Below are 16,574 nucleotides of genomic sequence, written 5' to 3'. Positions count from 1 at the left end.
AACATGGCTATGGATAAGGTTGTATTGATTACCGGGGCTTCGAGCGGCATCGGCGCCGGTATTGCTCGCGAACTGGCGGATACGGGTGCGCGTCTGATGCTGGGGGCGCGGCGCGTGGATCGACTGGAGGCGCTGGCTACGGAACTGCAGGCCGGAGGCGCCACGGTAGAGGTTCGCGCGCTGGACGTCACCGACCGCGCGAATGTCGCTGCCTTTGCCGAAGCGGCGAAAACGATATGGGGGCGGGTCGATGTCATCGTCAACAATGCCGGCATCATGCCGCTGTCGCCCATGGCCTCGATGAAGGTCGAGGAATGGGATCGCATGGTCGATGTCAATATCAAGGGCGTCTTGCACGGCATCGCGGCGGTTCTGCCGGACATGCGGGCGCAAGGCCACGGCCACGTCATCAATATCGCTTCGATCGGGGCCTTGCAGGTGGTGCCGACCGCCGCCGTCTACTGTGCGACCAAGTACGCCGTACGGGCGATTTCCGACGGCCTGCGTCAGGAAAACGATCGCCTGCGCGTCACCTGCATCCATCCCGGCGTGGTAGAGAGCGAACTGGCCTCCACCATTACCGACGAAACCGCTGCCGAGATGATGCGCACCTATCGCGCCATCGCGCTGCAACCGGACGCCATAGGTCGCGCGGTGCGCTACGCCATCGAGCAACCGGACGATGTCGATGTCAACGAGATCGTCGTGCGTCCGACGCGGGCATCCTGATGCGCGCCCTGATCCTTGCGGCGCTGGTTGCCGCTATCCCGCCCTCACAGAAGGAGGCACCTGTGCAAACCCCTCATCCTTATGTCGGCATGTGGGTCACCCGGGACGGCCATGTCCGGCAGGAACTGCTGGCGAACGGCCGCTACGATGAGGCGCGCGGCGCGCGCAAAAGCGCCTATCGGGGCCGTTACGAGGTTACCGGAACGCATATCGAATACTGGGACGATACGGGCTTCACCGCCGATGGTGATTTCGTCGATGACGTGCTGTACCACGGCGGAATGGTCTTTTATCGGGAGACGCAACCCTAGCCCAGGGCTTCGTTCTGCATAGGGTGAAGGGGGCTTTTCTGTTGCGCTACCGCTTCGCGGCTTGCGCACCGCCCCCTTCATTTTTTCAACTCAAAACCTAAAGCTTATACGCCGCCTTGGGCAGGTTATAGGTGAGGTCCTTGATCGTCTCGGCGGCGTCTTCCAGTTCCAGACGATGCTCGACCACCAGACGCGCCAGGAAGTTGGCATCGATGCGGCGGGCGACGTCGTGACGCGCCGGGATAGACAGGAAGGCGCGGGTGTCGTCGTTGAAGCCGACCGTATTGTAGAAGCCGGCGGTTTCGGTGACCTGTTCCCGGAAGCGCGTCATGCCTTCCGGCGAATCGTGGAACCACCACGAGGGGCCGAGTTTCAGGATCGGATAGTGACCGGCCAGCGGCGCCAGTTCGCGGGCGTAGGCGGTCTCATCGAGGGTGAACAGAATGACCGTCAGGTCGGTCTCATTGCCGAAGGCGTCGAGCAGCGGCTTGAGATCGTTGACGTAATCGGTGGCCAGCGGAATGTCGCAGCCCTTGTCGCGCCCGAAGGTCTCGAAGATCTTCTGGTTGTGATTGCGGAACGAGCCGGGGTGGATCTGCATGGTCAGGCCGTCGTCGAGGCTCATGCGCGCCATTTCGGTCAGCATCTGGGCGCGGAACAGCTCGGCATCGGCGGCGGTGAACTCGCCCTTGATGATGCGGTTGAACAGGGCCTCGGTGTCGGCGCTCGACAGGTTGGCGGTCTTGGCCGTCGGGTGGCCGTGGTCGGTCGAGGTCGCGCCCATCTCCATGAAGAAGTCGCGGCGCTTGCGATGGGCGGCCAGATAGCCCTTCCAGCTATAAACGTCTTCGCCCGACAGGTCGGCGAAGATTTTCAGCTTGTCGCGGAAGTCTTCGTGCTCGGCGTCGATGACCGGGTCGGGGCGGTAGGCGGTGACGACGCGGCCCTTCCAGCCCGAAGCCTTGATCTTCTGATGGTGCTCCAGCGTGTCGGTCGGGCTCTCGGTGGTGGCCAGAAGCTCGATATTGAAGCGGTCGAACAGGGCGCGCGGCTTATAGGCGTCCGACGCCAGTAGCTCACCGATACGGTCGAAATAGAAGTCCGCCGTCGTTTCATCGAGGCGTTTGTCGAAGCCCATGATGTGGCCGAAGACGTGGCTCATCCACATGGCGGTCGGGGTGCCGCGGAACAGGTGCTGGTTCGAGGCGAATATCTTCCACGCCTGACGCGGATCGGCGGTCGACGGGCCGGCCCTGGAGGCGACGCCGACGTCGTTCATGGCTACGCCCTGCGAATAGAGCATACGGTAGGCATAGTGGTCCGGCGCCAGCAGCAGTTCTGTGGCGTTGCCGAAGTTTTCGTTGTCGGCGAACCATTGCGGGTCGGTATGACCGTGCGGCGACAGGATCGGATAATCCTTGATCAGCGCGTAGAGTTCGCGTGCGACCGCGCGCTGCGCCGGGTCCGCGGAAAACAGGCGGTCTTCGTTCAGAATCAGAGGCTTGGACATGTGTTACGTACCGAAAAAAGGCGAAGCCGGAGACCGCTTTAGCTTTGTGTTATGACGGCCCCAAGGTTCATAAGCTCCCGCCTCAACAGGTAACCGGTGTCATGGTATTTTTCAACGCCTATTTTAGAATCGCTCGCAAAATGCATGTAGCTACGGCTTGAACAGGGGCTCTGCCGGACCGGTCGATTGCCGCACCACCAGCGCCGTGTCGAAGATCGTCGTATCGCGCTTGTTTTCGGCGATCAGGGCATCGGCGGCCGCACGGCCCATGTCGCGGATCGGCGCGCGCACACTGGTCAGACCCGGCGTGACGCGCGCAGCGATGGGGGCATCATCGTACCCGACGACGCTCAGGTCTTCGGGGATGGCGAGGCCGGCTTCGGCGGCGGCCTTATAAACGCCCACGGCCATTTCGTCGTTTGAGCTGAAGATAGCGGTCGGGCGCGGGGTTTGGGCCAGGAGCGCCTTCCCGGCCAGATAGCCGGATTCGAAGGTATATTCGCCCTGCACGATCAGGGTGGTATCCAGAGCGAGGCCGCGCGCGGTCAGGCCCTCGTCGAAGCCCTGACGGCGTTCGCGCGCCGAGGCGTAGCCCGCCGGGCCGGTGACGAAGCCGATACGGCTGTGGCCCAGATCGGCCAGGTGCTCGGCCGCCTGACGGCAGCCGATGCGGTCGCGCGACACGACCTGCTGCGACTCGATCGGCGGGGTGTTTTCGGCGCCCAGCATGGCGGTGATGCGCACATAGGGCACGTCGAGATCGTCGAGCACGGCCAGAAGCTGACGGTTTTCGGCGATGGGCGGCAGCAGGATAACGCCGGACAGGCGCTGCAACTCCACGAAGTCGCGGATTTCCTCGACAAAGTCCGGATCGTTCTTGTCGCACGGGTGCACGACCAGTTCGGTGCCCGACCCGCGGATGCAGTCCAGCACGCCGTTCTGGATGTTGATGATGTACTGGGCATTGGGGTTGTCATAGACCAGCCCCAGCAGGAAGGAGCGCCGGAAGGCCAGACCGCGCGCCTGCGGGTCGGGCTTGAAGCCGATGCGGGCGATGATGGCGTTGACCTGATCGCGAGTTTCGGCGCGCACCGAAGGCGAGTGGTTGATGACCCGCGACACCGTCTTCTTCGATACCCGCGCCAGAGACGCTACGTCATTGATCGTCGCCTTCTTGCGGCGCTTGAGAAATTCTTCGACGGGATCGGGTGCGCCTTCGGAAAGAGCGGATGAGGTCATTTTTGCGTTATGCTTCCGGCCTGAGCTGCGAAACGGCTGATCGTACAAAAGTCCGTTTCATATGTTATATTTAGAGGTAAACGCCGGTGAGGAGCAAGCACGCATATTTTCGCCCCTCGACCACGTTACGCCTCTTGCTTATACACCGGTTTCAGAGGTATGACACCGGTTACCAAGCGTTAACCGCGAAAAAGTGGCGTCCTGCGTAAAGGGATGCAGAGAGACACCGACACATGCCCGACGAATCCGCCGCCTGCGCCGCCCTCGGCCCCAAGGATATCAAGGCTGCCGACATGGTGCGCTATGTCCGCGTCCATTCGACCGACGACGTGGCCATCGCCGTCGAGCCTTTGAGCGCCGGCGAGGTGCTGAGCTTCGGCGATCTGAACGTTACGCTGACCACCGACATCCCCAAGGGGCACAAGATCGCCCTGCGCGACATCGCCGTGGACGCACCGGTGCTGAAGTTCGGCTTCCGCATCGGCCATGCGATTGCGCCGATTCGGACGGGAGAGCATATCCACACGCACAACCTGGCCACTTCGCTGACCGGCGTCGAAGATTATGACTATGTGCCCGAAGCTGCCGAAGGGCCAGGCTCGCACCCCGATGCGCGGACCTTCATGGGCTACCGCCGGGCGGATGGCCGCGTCGGCATCCGCAATGAAATCTGGATATTGTGCACGGTCGGCTGCGTGGCGCGCACCTCGGAGCGTCTGGCCAAGGTGGCGACGGAACGCTTCAAGGGCCGCGTCGATGGCGTCCACGCCCTGACCCATCCGCTCGGCTGTTCGCAACTGGGGGACGATCTCGGCCATACGCGCAAGCTGTTGGCGGCGCTGGCGGCTCATCCCAATGCCGGCGGCGTGCTGATCGTCGGTCTGGGCTGCGAGAACAATCAGTTGAGCGCCCTGATCAGCGAGATCGAAGGCCGCACGCCCGACCGCCTCAAATATTTCGCGGCTCAGATGGTCGATGACGAGCACGAGGCCGGTCTGGAAGCGCTGGAAGAACTGATTCAGGTGGTCGAAAAAGATCAGCGCGAACTGTGCCACGTTTCGGACCTGGCCATCGGCGTGAAGTGCGGCGGCTCGGACGGCTTTTCGGGCCTGACCGCCAATCCGCTGGTCGGTCGCGTGGCCGACATTGTTGCGCTGGCCGGCGGCAAGTCGATCATGACCGAAATCCCCGAGGTCTTCGGCGCCGAACGCATTCTGATGGCGCGCGCCAAGGACGAGACGGTGTTCCATGAGATCGTCGATGTGGTCAACGACTTCAAACAATACTTCCTCGACAACAACCAGCCGGTGTTCGAGAACCCGTCGCCCGGCAACAAGGCCGGCGGCATCACCACGCTCGAAGAAAAGTCGCTGGGCGCGGTGCAGAAAGGCGGCTTAAGCCAGTTGACCGAGGTGCTGCGCTACGGCGAACGCGCCACGCAACCGGGCCTGTCCCTGCTTGAAGCGCCCGGCAATGACGCGGTGTCGTCGACGGCCCTGACGGCGGCAGGGGCGGTGATCGTGCTGTTCACCACCGGCCGCGGCACACCGCTGGGCTTCCCCGCGCCGACGCTGAAGATCGCGTCGAACACGGCGCTGGCCGAAAAGAAACCGCACTGGATCGACTTCAATGCCGGTCAGGCGCTGGAAGGCAAGACGCTGGACGAGACGACGGACGACCTGATGGATCTGATCCTGCGCGTGGCGTCGGGCGAGCCGTCGAACAACGAAAAGAACGAAGAACGCGAAATCGCCATCTGGAAAAACGGAGTAACCCTTTGACCCGCCTGTCGCTTGCCACCCTGTCCGATCTCAAGTCAGCGGTCATCACCCCCGCCTACGACCCGGCCAAGGTCTCCGTCGGCATCGTCCATTTCGGGCCCGGCGCGTTTCACCGCGCGCATCAGGCGGCCTTTGTCGATGCCCTGCTGGCCAGCGATCCGCGCTGGGGCATCTGCGGCGTGTCGCTGCATTCCAAGGGCGTGCGTGACGCGCTTGAAGCGCAGGACGGTCTCTACACACTGGCCATTCTCGATGAGAAGATCGCGTATCAGATCCTCGGTTCGATGCGCGAAGTGCTGGTCGGCCCCGAAGACATCGAAGCCGTCCTGGAGCGCCTGACGCGCTCCGAAGTGCAGATCGTCACCTCGACCGTCACCGAAAAGGGCTATTGCCTCGATCCCAACTGGGAACTCGACTTCGCCCACGCCGACATCGTGTACGATCTCGCCCATCCGCAGACGCCCAAGTCCTATATCGGCTACGTCGCCGAAGGCCTGCGACGCCGCTATGCCGCCGGTGTCGCGCCCTTCGTGCTGATCCCCTGCGACAACCTGCCCAAGAACGGCCACCGCCTGAAGGCCGCCGTTGTGGCCTTCGTAGCCAAGCTCGATGCGGCCCTGGCGGCAAAAATCGAGGCCGATCTGGCCTGCCCCTGCACCATGGTCGATTCCATCACCCCGGCGACCGACGATGCGCTGCGTGCGCGCGTCAAGGACGCCATCGGCCTCGAAGACGCCTGGCCGATCCAGCGCGAAGCCTTCACCCAGTGGGTGATCGAAGAACACGCCCACGCCGGTGGTCCGGACTGGGCCAGCGTCGGGGTCATCCTGACCGACAATGTCCCGGCCTATGAACGCGCCAAGCTGCGCCTGCTCAACGGACCGCACTCGACGCTCGCCTATACCGGCCTGCACAAAGGTATCGAAAGCGTGTCCGAAGCCATGAAAGACGCCGAACTGGGGGCGCTGGCCCGCGACCTGATGATCTCGGACGTCGTGCCGCTGCTGGAAGCCCCGAAAGGTCTCGATCTGGTCGCCTATTCGGAGGCCATCCTCAAGCGCTTCCGCAACCCGGCCATCCGTCACCTGCTGTCGCAGATCGCCTGGGACGGTTCGCAAAAGCTGCCCATCCGACTGCTGTCGTCGCTGTCCGAAGCGCTGGACAAGGGACAGGATGTGGCGCGGTTTGGCGTGCCATTGGCGGCGTGGATGCGTTTCGTGCGCACCAGGGCCGTGGCGGGCGAGACGATCACCGATCCTCTGGCCGACGAACTGATCGCACTGGGCAGGGGTCTGAACGACGATGTGGCCGACGTGGCGGCGTTCCTCGCTTATCGGAAGGTCTTCCCGGAAGCGCTGGCGACCGACCCGCGCGTCATCACGGCGGTCGAAGGGGCGTATCAAACCCTCCTGTCGCGCGAACAGGTAGCGGCTTAATCCCATTATACCTCCCCAACTTGTTGGGGAGGGGGACCGCACGAACGAACGCAGTGAGTGAGATGTGGTGGTGGGGCATCTTGCGAACCTACCCTCATACTGTTTGTGAATTTTTAAGTAAGAACCCCCACCACCGCATCCAGCGCTACGCGCGTCGTGCGGTCCCCCTCCCCAGTGAACTGAGGAGGTATAAGAAGGTTGACGCCTTTGCCCCTCAGCATTACCGCTTGCCCCTCATAAGAAGGACAAGCTGACATGCCGACGCCCCGCCCTGCCCTGCCCGCCGAAGCCCCCACGCCCGACCGCGTCATAGCCCTGTCGGAAGGCGCGCTGAACGCCCCGGAAGGCCAGTGGCCGGACCGCGTCTATAAGCGCGTCACCCGCGCCGAACTGAGCGCGTTCAAGGCCCCAACTTCGGCTCCGGCGCGCGCCCGCGCGATCGTTTATGGCGGCGGCGGCTATATCAACCTCGTCCACGACAGGGAAGGCGTCGAAGTCGCCCTGTGGCTCAATGCACAGGGCATCGACGCCTATGTGCTGACGCACCGCCTGCCGGGTCAGGACGACAATGACGGCGGCCTGTGGCCCTACGACATCGCCCTGAGCGACGGCATCAGCGCGCTGGACTATCTCAACGACCTCGATCCCCTGCCTCTGCTGCATATCGGCCTGTCGTCGGGCGGGCATCTGGCCGGTGTCATGGCCTGCCAGCCGCACGCCCAGAAGGCGAAAGGCGTGCTGATCGCCTATGCGCCGATTAACGCCAACCACCGCGATTATAAGGCGCCGGCGGGAAAGCCCGACTATCCGCCGGTCGAAAAACAGGCCTTCTACGACGCCTGGCCCATCGGCATCGCCGGCGAGCCGCACGGTATTCCGCAGATGCCGGTCTTCCTCGCCTACGCCCTGCACGATCAGATCGTGCCGGTCGATCACGCGCTCAACCTGATCAAGGCCATGCAGCAGACCGGCGGCGACGTCGATGCGCATATCTTCCCGCAGGCCCCGCACGGCTTCGCCCTGCGCGAACGCGACGGCACCCACGATCAATGGCCGGCGATGGCGCAGCGCTGGATCGACAAGGTGCTGGGCGCTTGATCCTTCGTCGGGCAACCACCGCCGATATGATGCGCCTGATGACCATCTGGGAAGAGTCGGTGCGCGCCGCCTATCACTTCCTGAGTGAGGGCGATATCGACGTTTACCGGCCCTATCTGCTGGCAGGCCTGACCGGCGGCGAGGTGTGGGTGTCGGACGAAGGTCAACCCACCGGCTTCTGCACCCTGATCGGCGAAAATATGCTGGCCATGCTGTTCGTCGATCCTGACTATCAGCGCCGCGGTATCGGACGCGCTCTGATCGCCCATGCCCGCGCGCTGAAGGGCCCGCTGATCGTCGAGGTCAACGAACAGGTCGAGGGCAATGTCCGGTTCTACGAAAAGTGCGGGTTCAAAGTGACCGGGCGGTCGGAGACGGACGCGGCAGGCAATCCCTATCCGATCATCTATATGGCGCAGTAGCCTACATCCTCCCCTGTAGCAAAGCGTACGGGGGAGGTGGCAGCGAATGAAATGAGCTGACGGAGGGGGCGAAAACGGCAGGAATGCCCCCTCCGTCTCGACGCGCTTCGCTTGCTCGACACCTCCCCCGTACGCTTTGCTACAGGGGAGGATGAAAGGGTCACGTCCCGGCTTGCACGAACGGCACCTTGTCGAACAGCTTGCGCTCTTCGCCGCGCGGATCGTTGGCCAGTTGCGGCTTCACATCCATCAGCATCGTCTCGCGCTTCGGCAGGCTGTAGGGCGTCCATTCGGGCAGGGCCGCCGTCTGGGGCGAACCCGTCCGTGCAAAGGCGATAAACGCATCCGAGAACAGGTCGGCCATCCGGCGCGCGCCCTCTGAATCCGTTGTCATGGCGCTCGGCACGGCGGTATTGCGAAAGACCAGCGGGATTTCGACCGCGTGCGGCGCGCCATACTTGCCGCCGTCCTTGGGGCTCTGCCAGTTGGCCTGATAGACATAGGTTTTCGCGCTGATCTTCGCCCGTTCCTCGGCCTCGATAATCGCCCCGCGCCATGACCGTCCGGCGGTCGTAGCGGCGAAATAGACATCGGTCGGCGTCATCTGCGGATAGAGCTTGCGGTAAGTGTCGATGACCACCCAGGGGTCGATATCGACGCGATAGGAGGGTGGCATCTTTTCGGCGAGATCGGCCCAGGTCAGATGACTATAGGCCGGGTCATTGCCTTGAAAACCCTTGGTTTCGTTCAGCGTATTGCCGATGATCATGGGGATGTGCCGCGATTGCGGGGCGGCATCGGGATAGAAGGGGTGGCGGAACAGGATCGTCTCGTCCAGCACCGGACCCATATAGACCCCACCGGACCCCAGCACCGGATCGGTGACTTTGAGCGCCGTCACCAGTTGTTCCCACGGCAGGGTCTGCACGGCCTTCAGCCCCTCGGCGTCAGGCTTCAAACCCAGCGCGCCGAGAAACGCCCTGGCCCGCGTCGTAGCATTGCCGGGACCGGAAGCTGTGACCTGCTGCCCGCTCATGGTCGCCGCCTTGTGGAACAGGCCGTCGGCCTTGGGCGTGGCCATCAGGGTGGCGATCTTGGCCCCGCCGCCCGACTGGCCGAAGACCATGACGCTGTCCGGGTCGCCGCCGAAGGCCGCGATATTGTCGCGCACCCATTCGAGCGCCAGTATCAGATCGAGTTGTCCGCAATTGCCCGAAAAGGCCAGCGGCCCCGGCTGACCGGTGATCAGCCGCTCCAGCCGCGCCAGATAGAGATAACCGAAAGCATTGAGCCGGTGGTTGACCGTCACCACCACCACGTCGCCGCGCTGCGACAGGTTCGTGCCCTCATATTCGGCGTGCGAGCCGGAGCCGTTGGCATAAGCCCCGCCGTGGAAATAGACCATCACCGGGCGTTTGGTTTTCGCTTCCTTTGGTCGCGCAATTGAATCCGAAAATCGGCTCCCGCTTTTCGGATTGCGCGCGGCTGCCTCAGGTGTCCACACGTTCAGAAACAAACAATCCTCGCTCTTGCCATACGGGTCGGGCGTCGATTGCTGCGGACTGGCCGGGCCGTATGTGTCGGCCCGCATCGGTTTCGTCCACGGTTGCGGTTTGCGCGGCGGCAAGAAGCGATAGGGCGGCGCCGTGGTATCGCCGTAACGCAGTCCCAGAAACACCGCCGTGCCGTTCTTCACCTGCCCCGTCACGGGACCGTTGGTGGTTGTCACCGTCACGGCCTTCGTTTTGGGCGTCGCCGATGATACCGGTGTCATGAAGGTGGACAAACCGAGAGCGGACAGGCCCGCAAGGGCGTCACGGCGTTTCATGGAGGCATTTCCCTGTATTACGGATTATGTTGGGCTTGTGAGCCGAAGGTGGCGCGGAAACACGCAAAAGTAAAGCCGCGCCTGCGCTCTGCGCCTTGTCATCGCCGCGTTTTTCCGGCTATTTCAACGGCATGAGTTCCACACCCATCCTGACCGATGGCTATAACCGCCGCATCTCCTATGTGCGGATTTCGGTGACGGACCGCTGCGACCTGCGCTGCACCTACTGCATGTCGGAACACCAGACCTTTTTGCCGCGCCGCGACCTGCTGACCTTCGAGGAACTGGAGCGGCTGAGCCTGTTCCTCATCGATCAGGGCGTCGAGCGGCTGCGCATCACCGGCGGCGAGCCCCTGGTGCGCAAGGGCATACTCGATTTCCTCAAGCGGCTGGGGCGGCAGGTCCATGAGGGCCGGCTGAAAGAACTGACCCTGACCACCAACGGCACGCTGCTGAAAGACGCCGCGCCGCATCTGGCCGAGGCCGGCATCCGCCGCATCAATGTCTCGCTGGACAGCCTCGATCCCGCCACCTTCCGCCGCATCACGCGCGGCGGCGATCTGGCCAAGGTGCTCGACGGCATCGCGGCGGCACAAGCATCGGGCCTCAAGGTCAAGCTCAATACGGTCGCCCTGCAACAGGACAACCGCGCGCATCTGCCCGACATGATCCGATTCGCCCACGCGCACGGCATGGATATTTCGCTGATCGAGACCATGCCGCTGGGCGAAGAAATCGCGGGCCGCGAGGATCAGTTCGTCTCCTTGCGCGATGTGATGAGCGAACTGCACAGCTTCTGGGACCTCACCCCCCTCAGCGACACCACCGGCGGGCCGGCGCGCTATTACCAGGTGGCCGAAACCGGCGGGCGGCTGGGGCTGATCACGCCGCTGAGCCATAATTTCTGCGACACCTGCAACCGCGTGCGCGTCACCTGCACCGGGCAACTGTACATGTGTCTGGGGCAGGACGATCATGTCGATCTGCGTTCGGCTTTGCGCGAAGACGCCAGCGATGCGTCGCTGACCGCCGCCTTCGCCAACGCCCTGCGACACAAGCCCAAGGCGCACGACTTCTTCATCGGGCGATTCGCCCCTACGACGGCTTACGTACCGCGCCGGACCATGTCGGTGACGGGAGGATAGAATGCAGCTTACGGAAAAAGAAAAATCATACCTCGGCGCGGGGCGCATCGACTTCGAGCGTCCGTTCAAGCCTGTCAATATCGCCGTCCTCACCGTGTCCGACAGCCGCACGCGCGACACCGACACCTCAGGCGACCTGCTGGATGCGCGCATCGCCGCCGCCGGTCATCATGTGGCGGCGCGCGAACTGGTGCGCGACGACAAGGACCATATCCGCACGGTTATCGCCAACTGGGTCGAGTCCGGTAATGTCGATGCCATCATCTCGACCGGCGGCACCGGCATCACCGGCCGCGACATCACCCCCGAAGCCGTCGAGCCGATGTTCGACAAACGCATCGAAGGCTTTTCGACCATTTTCCACATGGTCAGCTTTCAGACGGTCGGCCTGTCGACCCTGCAATCGCGGGCGCTGGCGGGAATCATCCGCGGCGTCTTCGTCTTCTGCCTGCCGGGCTCGAACGGCGCCTGCAAGGACGGCTGGGACAAGGTCATTCGCTGGCAGCTCGATTCGCGACACGGCCCCTGCAACATGGTCGAACTGATGCCCCGGTTGTTAGAGAAATGAAAAAAGGCATCCCCGTTGATGAAGCCGTCGCCTTCATGCGTGAGGCCGCACCCGCGCCTCAGCCGCGCAAGGTGGCGTTGTCGAAGGCGCTGGGCCGCGTCCTGACCGAGCCGGTCGTGGCCACCCGCGATCAGCCGCCCTTCGACGCCTCGGCCATGGACGGCTACGCCATCTGCAAGTCGCTGACAGACCCCGTGGCGCAAGGGTCTCCGCTGACGCTGATCGGTGAAAGCGCGGCGGGCAAGCGCTTCGACGGTCGCGTCGAATGGGGTCAGTGCGTGCGCATCTATACCGGAGCACCGGTGCCGGACGGGGCCAAGGCCGTGGTCATTCAGGAAAATGTCCGCGTCACGGACATGGGCGTCTTTATCGAGCCCGACGGCTGGAACGACCCCAAGACGCACATCCGCCCCAAGGGGCAGGACTTCAAGGCCGGGCACGAACTCTTAGAAGCCGGGGTGCGGCTCGATCCGTGGCGGCTGTCGCTGGCGGCGGCGGCGGGCCAGAAATCGCTGAAGGTGGCGCGCCGTCCGCGCATCAGTATTCTGTCGACCGGCGACGAACTGGTCGCGCCGGGAAGCGAGCCGCGCGAGGATCAGATTTTCGAGTCCGGCTCCTTCGCCCTGATGGCCATGTGCCGCCAATGGGGCGCCAAGGCCAGCTTCATCGGCGTCGAAAGCGACGATCTCGATGTCATTCACGACGCACTGAAAGACACCGAGGCCAACCTGATCGTCACGATCGGCGGGGCCAGCGTCGGCGACTACGATCTGGTCAAACCGGCGCTGGAGCGGCTGGGGCTGGTCATCGACTTCGCCAGCATCAATATCCGTCCGGGCAAGCCGACCTGGACCGGTGTGCTTGAGGATGGCCGTCGCGTGCTGGGCCTGCCCGGCAATCCGGCATCCAGCATGGTCTGCGCGCAACTGTTCCTCAAGCCGTGGATCGAGGCCGCTTTGGGCCAATCCGCACGCGACACGGCCCTGAGCCTGCCCGCCGCCGTGGATATTTCCGCTAACGGGCCGCGCGAAACCTGGCTGCGCGGGCGCATTGTGACGGATGGCGAGGGTCGCCCGGCCCTGCGTCCCTTTGCCGATCAGGATTCCTCGCTGATCGCCGTCTTTGCCCAGAGCGACGTGCTGATCCGCCGCCTGCCGAACGCACCGGCGACCAGGGCGGGCGACCTGTGCGCCTATCTGCCGCTGGAGCGATATTAGGGCAGGGTTTTCAGCCAGTCGTCATAGACGCCATAGATACCCGCGCGGGTGAGGGTCGAATGGCCTTCACCCACCATGCGCTTGAAGGTCTTGGGTTGCGGGGCCAGCGCATACAGACGCTCGCCGTGCGCGAAGGGGATCATGTCGTCCCTGTCGCCATGTACGATCAGGATCGGCATGTGCACAAAGCCGATGCGGTCGCGATTGGCGAACTTGTCCAGCATCAGCATCTCGACCGGAATATAGGGGTAACGTTCCTGCCCGATATCGGACGCTGCCGTGAACGGCGCTTCGAGGATCAGGCCGCGCGCCGGGCGCTGCGTCGCTACATAGGTTGCTACGCCTGAACCCAGCGAATGGCCGTGGATGACGATCTGCTCCGGCTGATAACCGGACCTCTTCAACCAGTCATAGGCCACCAGCCCATCCATAAACAGGCCGTCCTCGGTCGGCTTGCCGGTAGAGGCCGAAAAGCCGCGATAGGCCAGGGCCAGAAAGCCCTCGCCGCGCTTATGCATCTCGACATAGCGGTGGCTTTGCTCATCCAGCCGGCGGCCCTGACCGCCGAAAAACAGATAGAGCGGCTGGCCCGGTTTCGGCGGCAGATACCAGGCCTGAAGCGTCTCGCCATCGGGTGTCTTGAGACGGATGTCGCGAATGCCCGGCACCTCGGCGACGTTCGGGCGTATCTCGGCGTGCGGTGTGATGTAAAGCTTGTCGCGCTGAACCACATAGAGGTAGCCGCACGCACCGGCATAGGCCAGACCTGCCAGGAGGACGAGCGCTGTCAGCAGCCGTCCGATCCACTTCATCAGCGTTTTCATATTGCCCCATCCGTCAACCCGTCCACTATGATTAGGGATGGTGACAGGCGGATTACAAGAGGGCGTCAGGCGTTTTTTCGCACCCGCACAGGCGTGGCCTTGAACGACGGGGTGCGGCTGCGCGGATCGACCGCCGTGCCGGTCAGCACATTGGCCTCCGGGTAGTAGGCCATGACCGAACCACGCGCCAGATCGAACACCCGCACCCGTGCGCCGCTCATCACGCCGTGGGCGGATTCCACCACCACCGCCTCACCGTCGCTCAAACCCAGACCGGCCATGTCCTCGGCATTCATCATCACGTCCATCCGGTCCATGCCGCGATAGCTGTCGGTGCGCTCATAGATGATCGAGTTGAACTGCCCTTCCGAGCGCACCGTGGTCAGCAGCAGGTCGCCCTGCACCGGCGGCAGGTCGCGCACGATGAAGCGGCCCCGGCCAGACGGCGTTTTGAAGTCCGGCGCGTGCAGGACGCGACCGCGGATATGGAATTCGCGTTTGGCCACGTCGATATCGGCGAGGTCCTCCATTCCCGGCACGATGCGGGCAATGGCTTCGCGGATGGTGCGGTGCTGTTTGAAGGCCTCGAAATCGACCGAACTATCGGGCAAAAGCCGCCGCGCCAGATCGCACAGGATGTCCGTCTCCGGCCGCACCGACTTCAGCCGGCAGATGCCGCCGTCGGACAGGCGCACAAAGTTGAACATCGATTCCTGCGTCGTCGGCTGCCACTCCTCGTCGCGCGCCGTCACCGGCAGGATCAGCGCTTCGGTGTCGTCGTGGCCGTAGACATGGCCACGATTGAGCGTCGTCGTCAGGTACAGCTTGAAGCCGATACGCGCAAAGGCCTCTTCGGCAAACCGGCTGTTGGGATTGGCCTCGTACAGGTTGCCCCCCATGATCAATGCCGCGTCGATCTCGCCGCGATGGGCGGCCTCCATGCCGCGCATGGTGTCGAGGCCCTTTTCGCGCGGCAGCGTAACGCCCAGCGTCTGCTCCATGCGGTCCAGCACCTCGGCGGCCAGCACCGGCTTGACGCCGATCGTGCCGATGCCCTGCACGTTGGAATGACCGCGCAACGGCAAAAGCCCCGCCCCCGGACGCCCGATCTGCCCGCGCATCAGGCACAGATTGGCGATATATTCGACATTATCGACGCCGTTGAGATGGTGCGTGATCCCCATACCCCAGGCGATCACCGCCGACTTCGCCTTGGCATAGAGCCCCGCCACCCGCCGGATGTCTTCGCGCGCCAGCCCCGTGCGCGTCTCGATCTCGCCCCAGTCCGCCGCCTCTATGTCGGCGCGCAGTTCGGCAAAACCTTCGGTATGGTCGTTGATGAACCTGTCGTCCTGTGCACTGATTTCCAGCACCGCCTTGAGCAGTCCCTTCAGCACGGCCAGGTCCGAGCCGATGCGCGGTTGCAGATAATCCGACGCGATCCAGTCGCCGCCCGACACCATCGATCTGACGCTCTTAGGCAAGGCAAAACGCACCAGCCCCGGCTCCTTGGCCGGATTGATGATCACCACCTCGCCGCCGCGGTCCCTCACCCCTTTCAGCTTATGGATAAGGCGCGGATGGTTCGACGACGGATTGGCCCCGATGACCAGAATAAAGTCGCAGCGATCGAGGTCCTCCATCTCGACCGTCGCCGTGCCGGTGCCGATGGTCGCATCCAGCCCCACTCCCGTCGCCTGATGGCAATAATAGGAGCAGTTGTTGACATTGTTGGTGCCGTAGAGCCGCGCCAGCAGTTGCAGCACGAAGCCCGCCTCGTTCGACGACCGCCCCGAAGAGTAGAAGACGGTGCGCTCAGGCAACGTTTCCGCGAACCGCCGCGCCGCCAGATCGAGCGCGAACTCCCAGTCCACCGGCACGTAACGGTCGCTGTCGGCTGCCTTGTAGACCGGAAAGGCCAGCCGCCCCAGATGCTCCAGTTCGTGGCCGTCCAGCTCGCGCAGGTCCGCCAGACTGTGGTCGATCACCTCCGGCGGTATCCCCGGCTGAATGTCGGTCGACTGCGCCTGGATCGACTTGTTGCATACCGAGGGGAATTCCCCCGCCTCGTTGGTCATGCCGCCCTTCTGCCCGCCCATGCCCAGCGCGCACGCCTTGCAGGCATTCTTCGCCGTCAGCGCCTTGGCCGTATTGTCGAGACCTATGCGCGTGGCGGTCTTCAGCGCGTACAGCACCTTCCTGGCGCCACCGCCGACAACAGTTTTATTAGCTGGGGGTTTGGTGGGTTTGTTCATGGGCACAGTCTATCCCCTCTGATCGACGGGGTATAGCGGGAAGACGGGGCCTCCGGCGGGCAGGGGCATCGCCCCTGCACCCGTAACTTCAAAGCTCCCCCCTTCATACCTCCCCGCTGGCGGGGAGGGGGACCACACGAGCGAACGCAGTGAGTGAGATGTGGTGGTGGGGTGGTTTTCTCTTTGCGCTTCGCGCTTTCAAGAAAATCTA

14 protein-coding genes are annotated in these 16,574 nt (G+C 63.6%); 9 read left to right on the top strand and 5 right to left on the bottom strand.

What is annotated here, in order from left to right; all coding sequences use genetic code 11:
• Positions 1–3 precede the first annotated feature (3 nt).
• Together LH365_RS01750 and LH365_RS01745 are read left to right on the top strand one after the other, a co-directional pair.
• Positions 4–729 (top strand): SDR family oxidoreductase, encoded by a 726-nt coding sequence (locus LH365_RS01750; protein ID WP_226744503.1) that lies wholly within the window; start codon positions 4–6, stop codon positions 727–729.
• 62 nt (positions 730–791) lie between these two features.
• Positions 792–1,040: an Atu4866 domain-containing protein gene (locus LH365_RS01745; RefSeq protein ID WP_226744502.1), complete on the top strand. Its 249-nt coding sequence runs from the start codon at positions 792–794 to the stop codon at positions 1,038–1,040.
• Positions 1,041–1,137: 97 nt separating this feature from the next.
• Here LH365_RS01745 and uxaC read toward each other — a convergent pair whose 3' ends face one another.
• Both uxaC and LH365_RS01735 read right to left on the bottom strand, forming a co-directional pair.
• Positions 1,138–2,550, bottom strand: coding sequence for a glucuronate isomerase (gene uxaC, locus LH365_RS01740; RefSeq protein ID WP_226744501.1), 1,413 nt, complete (start codon positions 2,548–2,550; stop codon positions 1,138–1,140).
• A 150-nt stretch (positions 2,551–2,700) separates the two neighbouring features.
• The gene (locus tag LH365_RS01735) at positions 2,701–3,789 is read right to left on the bottom strand and encodes a LacI family DNA-binding transcriptional regulator (RefSeq protein ID WP_226744500.1); all 1,089 of its coding nucleotides are present in this window, start codon (positions 3,787–3,789) and stop codon (positions 2,701–2,703) included.
• Between the two features lie 293 nt (positions 3,790–4,082).
• On the opposite strand from LH365_RS01735, the gene LH365_RS01730 reads away from it, so the two are divergent.
• The 4 genes from LH365_RS01730 to LH365_RS01715 all read left to right on the top strand — a co-directional run bounded on the left by LH365_RS01730 (position 4,083) and on the right by LH365_RS01715 (position 8,526).
• Positions 4,083–5,570, top strand: coding sequence for a UxaA family hydrolase (locus tag LH365_RS01730; RefSeq protein WP_304502302.1), 1,488 nt, complete (start codon positions 4,083–4,085; stop codon positions 5,568–5,570).
• Positions 5,567–7,006, top strand: a complete 1,440-nt coding sequence (locus LH365_RS01725; RefSeq protein ID WP_226744499.1) for a mannitol dehydrogenase family protein — start codon at positions 5,567–5,569, stop codon at positions 7,004–7,006. The genes LH365_RS01730 and LH365_RS01725 overlap by 4 nt, the downstream gene beginning before the upstream one ends.
• 255 nt (positions 7,007–7,261) lie before the next feature.
• Positions 7,262–8,104 carry a S9 family peptidase gene (locus LH365_RS01720; RefSeq protein WP_226744498.1) on the top strand — a complete coding sequence of 281 codons (843 nt, stop codon included), beginning with the start codon at positions 7,262–7,264 and terminating at the stop codon, positions 8,102–8,104.
• Entirely contained in the window at positions 8,101–8,526 is a 426-nt protein-coding gene (locus tag LH365_RS01715; protein WP_226744497.1) for a GNAT family N-acetyltransferase, read from the top strand. Before LH365_RS01720 ends, LH365_RS01715 begins: the two co-directional genes overlap by 4 nt.
• Positions 8,527–8,686: 160 nt before the next feature.
• Here LH365_RS01715 and LH365_RS01710 read toward each other — a convergent pair whose 3' ends face one another.
• Entirely contained in the window at positions 8,687–10,354 is a 1,668-nt protein-coding gene (locus tag LH365_RS01710; RefSeq protein ID WP_226744496.1) for a carboxylesterase/lipase family protein, read from the bottom strand.
• Between the two features lie 131 nt (positions 10,355–10,485).
• On the opposite strand from LH365_RS01710, the gene moaA reads away from it, so the two are divergent.
• The 3 genes from moaA to glp are packed head-to-tail and all read left to right on the top strand — an operon-like array spanning position 10,486 to position 13,284.
• On the top strand, positions 10,486–11,499 hold the full coding sequence (gene moaA / locus LH365_RS01705) for a GTP 3',8-cyclase MoaA (protein WP_226744495.1): 1,014 nt from the start codon (positions 10,486–10,488) through the stop codon (positions 11,497–11,499).
• Position 11,500: 1 nt separating this feature from the next.
• Entirely contained in the window at positions 11,501–12,067 is a 567-nt protein-coding gene (moaB, locus tag LH365_RS01700; RefSeq protein WP_226744494.1) for a molybdenum cofactor biosynthesis protein B, read from the top strand.
• The gene (gene glp, locus LH365_RS01695; RefSeq protein ID WP_226744493.1) at positions 12,064–13,284 is read left to right on the top strand and encodes a gephyrin-like molybdotransferase Glp; all 1,221 of its coding nucleotides are present in this window, start codon (positions 12,064–12,066) and stop codon (positions 13,282–13,284) included. Before moaB ends, glp begins: the two co-directional genes overlap by 4 nt.
• Here glp and LH365_RS01690 read toward each other — a convergent pair.
• Both LH365_RS01690 and LH365_RS01685 read right to left on the bottom strand, forming a co-directional pair.
• A complete protein-coding gene (locus LH365_RS01690) occupies positions 13,281–14,108 on the bottom strand; it encodes an alpha/beta hydrolase (protein WP_226744492.1) in 828 nt (275 codons plus the stop codon). The genes glp and LH365_RS01690 overlap by 4 nt on opposite strands.
• A gap of 65 nt (positions 14,109–14,173) precedes the next feature.
• Complete coding sequence (locus tag LH365_RS01685; RefSeq protein ID WP_226744491.1) at positions 14,174–16,363, bottom strand: FdhF/YdeP family oxidoreductase; 2,190 nt, start codon at positions 16,361–16,363, stop codon at positions 14,174–14,176.
• Positions 16,364–16,574: the final 211 nt, after the last annotated feature.

The organism is Asticcacaulis sp. AND118, assembly GCF_020535245.1.
In the GTDB taxonomy this organism is placed as follows: Bacteria; Pseudomonadota; Alphaproteobacteria; order Caulobacterales; family Caulobacteraceae; genus Asticcacaulis.
The sequence above is the reverse complement of the archived record's forward strand: the minus strand, read 5'-3'. Positions and strand labels throughout refer to the sequence as shown.

Excerpts from the sequence above, each read along its gene's own strand:
- LH365_RS01750 (WP_226744503.1), top strand. The coding sequence starts at position 4 with ATGGCTATGGATAAGGTTGTATTGATTACCGGGGCTTCGAGCGGCATC.
- uxaC (WP_226744501.1), bottom strand. The coding sequence starts at position 2,550 with ATGTCCAAGCCTCTGATTCTGAACGAAGACCGCCTGTTTTCCGCGGAC.
- LH365_RS01735 (WP_226744500.1), bottom strand. The coding sequence starts at position 3,789 with ATGACCTCATCCGCTCTTTCCGAAGGCGCACCCGATCCCGTCGAAGAA.
- glp (WP_226744493.1), top strand. The coding sequence starts at position 12,064 with ATGAAAAAAGGCATCCCCGTTGATGAAGCCGTCGCCTTCATGCGTGAG.
- moaA (WP_226744495.1), top strand. The coding sequence starts at position 10,486 with ATGAGTTCCACACCCATCCTGACCGATGGCTATAACCGCCGCATCTCC.
- LH365_RS01720 (WP_226744498.1), top strand. The coding sequence starts at position 7,262 with ATGCCGACGCCCCGCCCTGCCCTGCCCGCCGAAGCCCCCACGCCCGAC.
- LH365_RS01685 (WP_226744491.1), bottom strand. The coding sequence starts at position 16,363 with ATGAACAAACCCACCAAACCCCCAGCTAATAAAACTGTTGTCGGCGGT.
- LH365_RS01710 (WP_226744496.1), bottom strand. The coding sequence starts at position 10,354 with ATGAAACGCCGTGACGCCCTTGCGGGCCTGTCCGCTCTCGGTTTGTCC.
- LH365_RS01690 (WP_226744492.1), bottom strand. The coding sequence starts at position 14,108 with ATGAAAACGCTGATGAAGTGGATCGGACGGCTGCTGACAGCGCTCGTC.
- moaB (WP_226744494.1), top strand. The coding sequence starts at position 11,501 with ATGCAGCTTACGGAAAAAGAAAAATCATACCTCGGCGCGGGGCGCATC.
- LH365_RS01730 (WP_304502302.1), top strand. The coding sequence starts at position 4,083 with ATGGTGCGCTATGTCCGCGTCCATTCGACCGACGACGTGGCCATCGCC.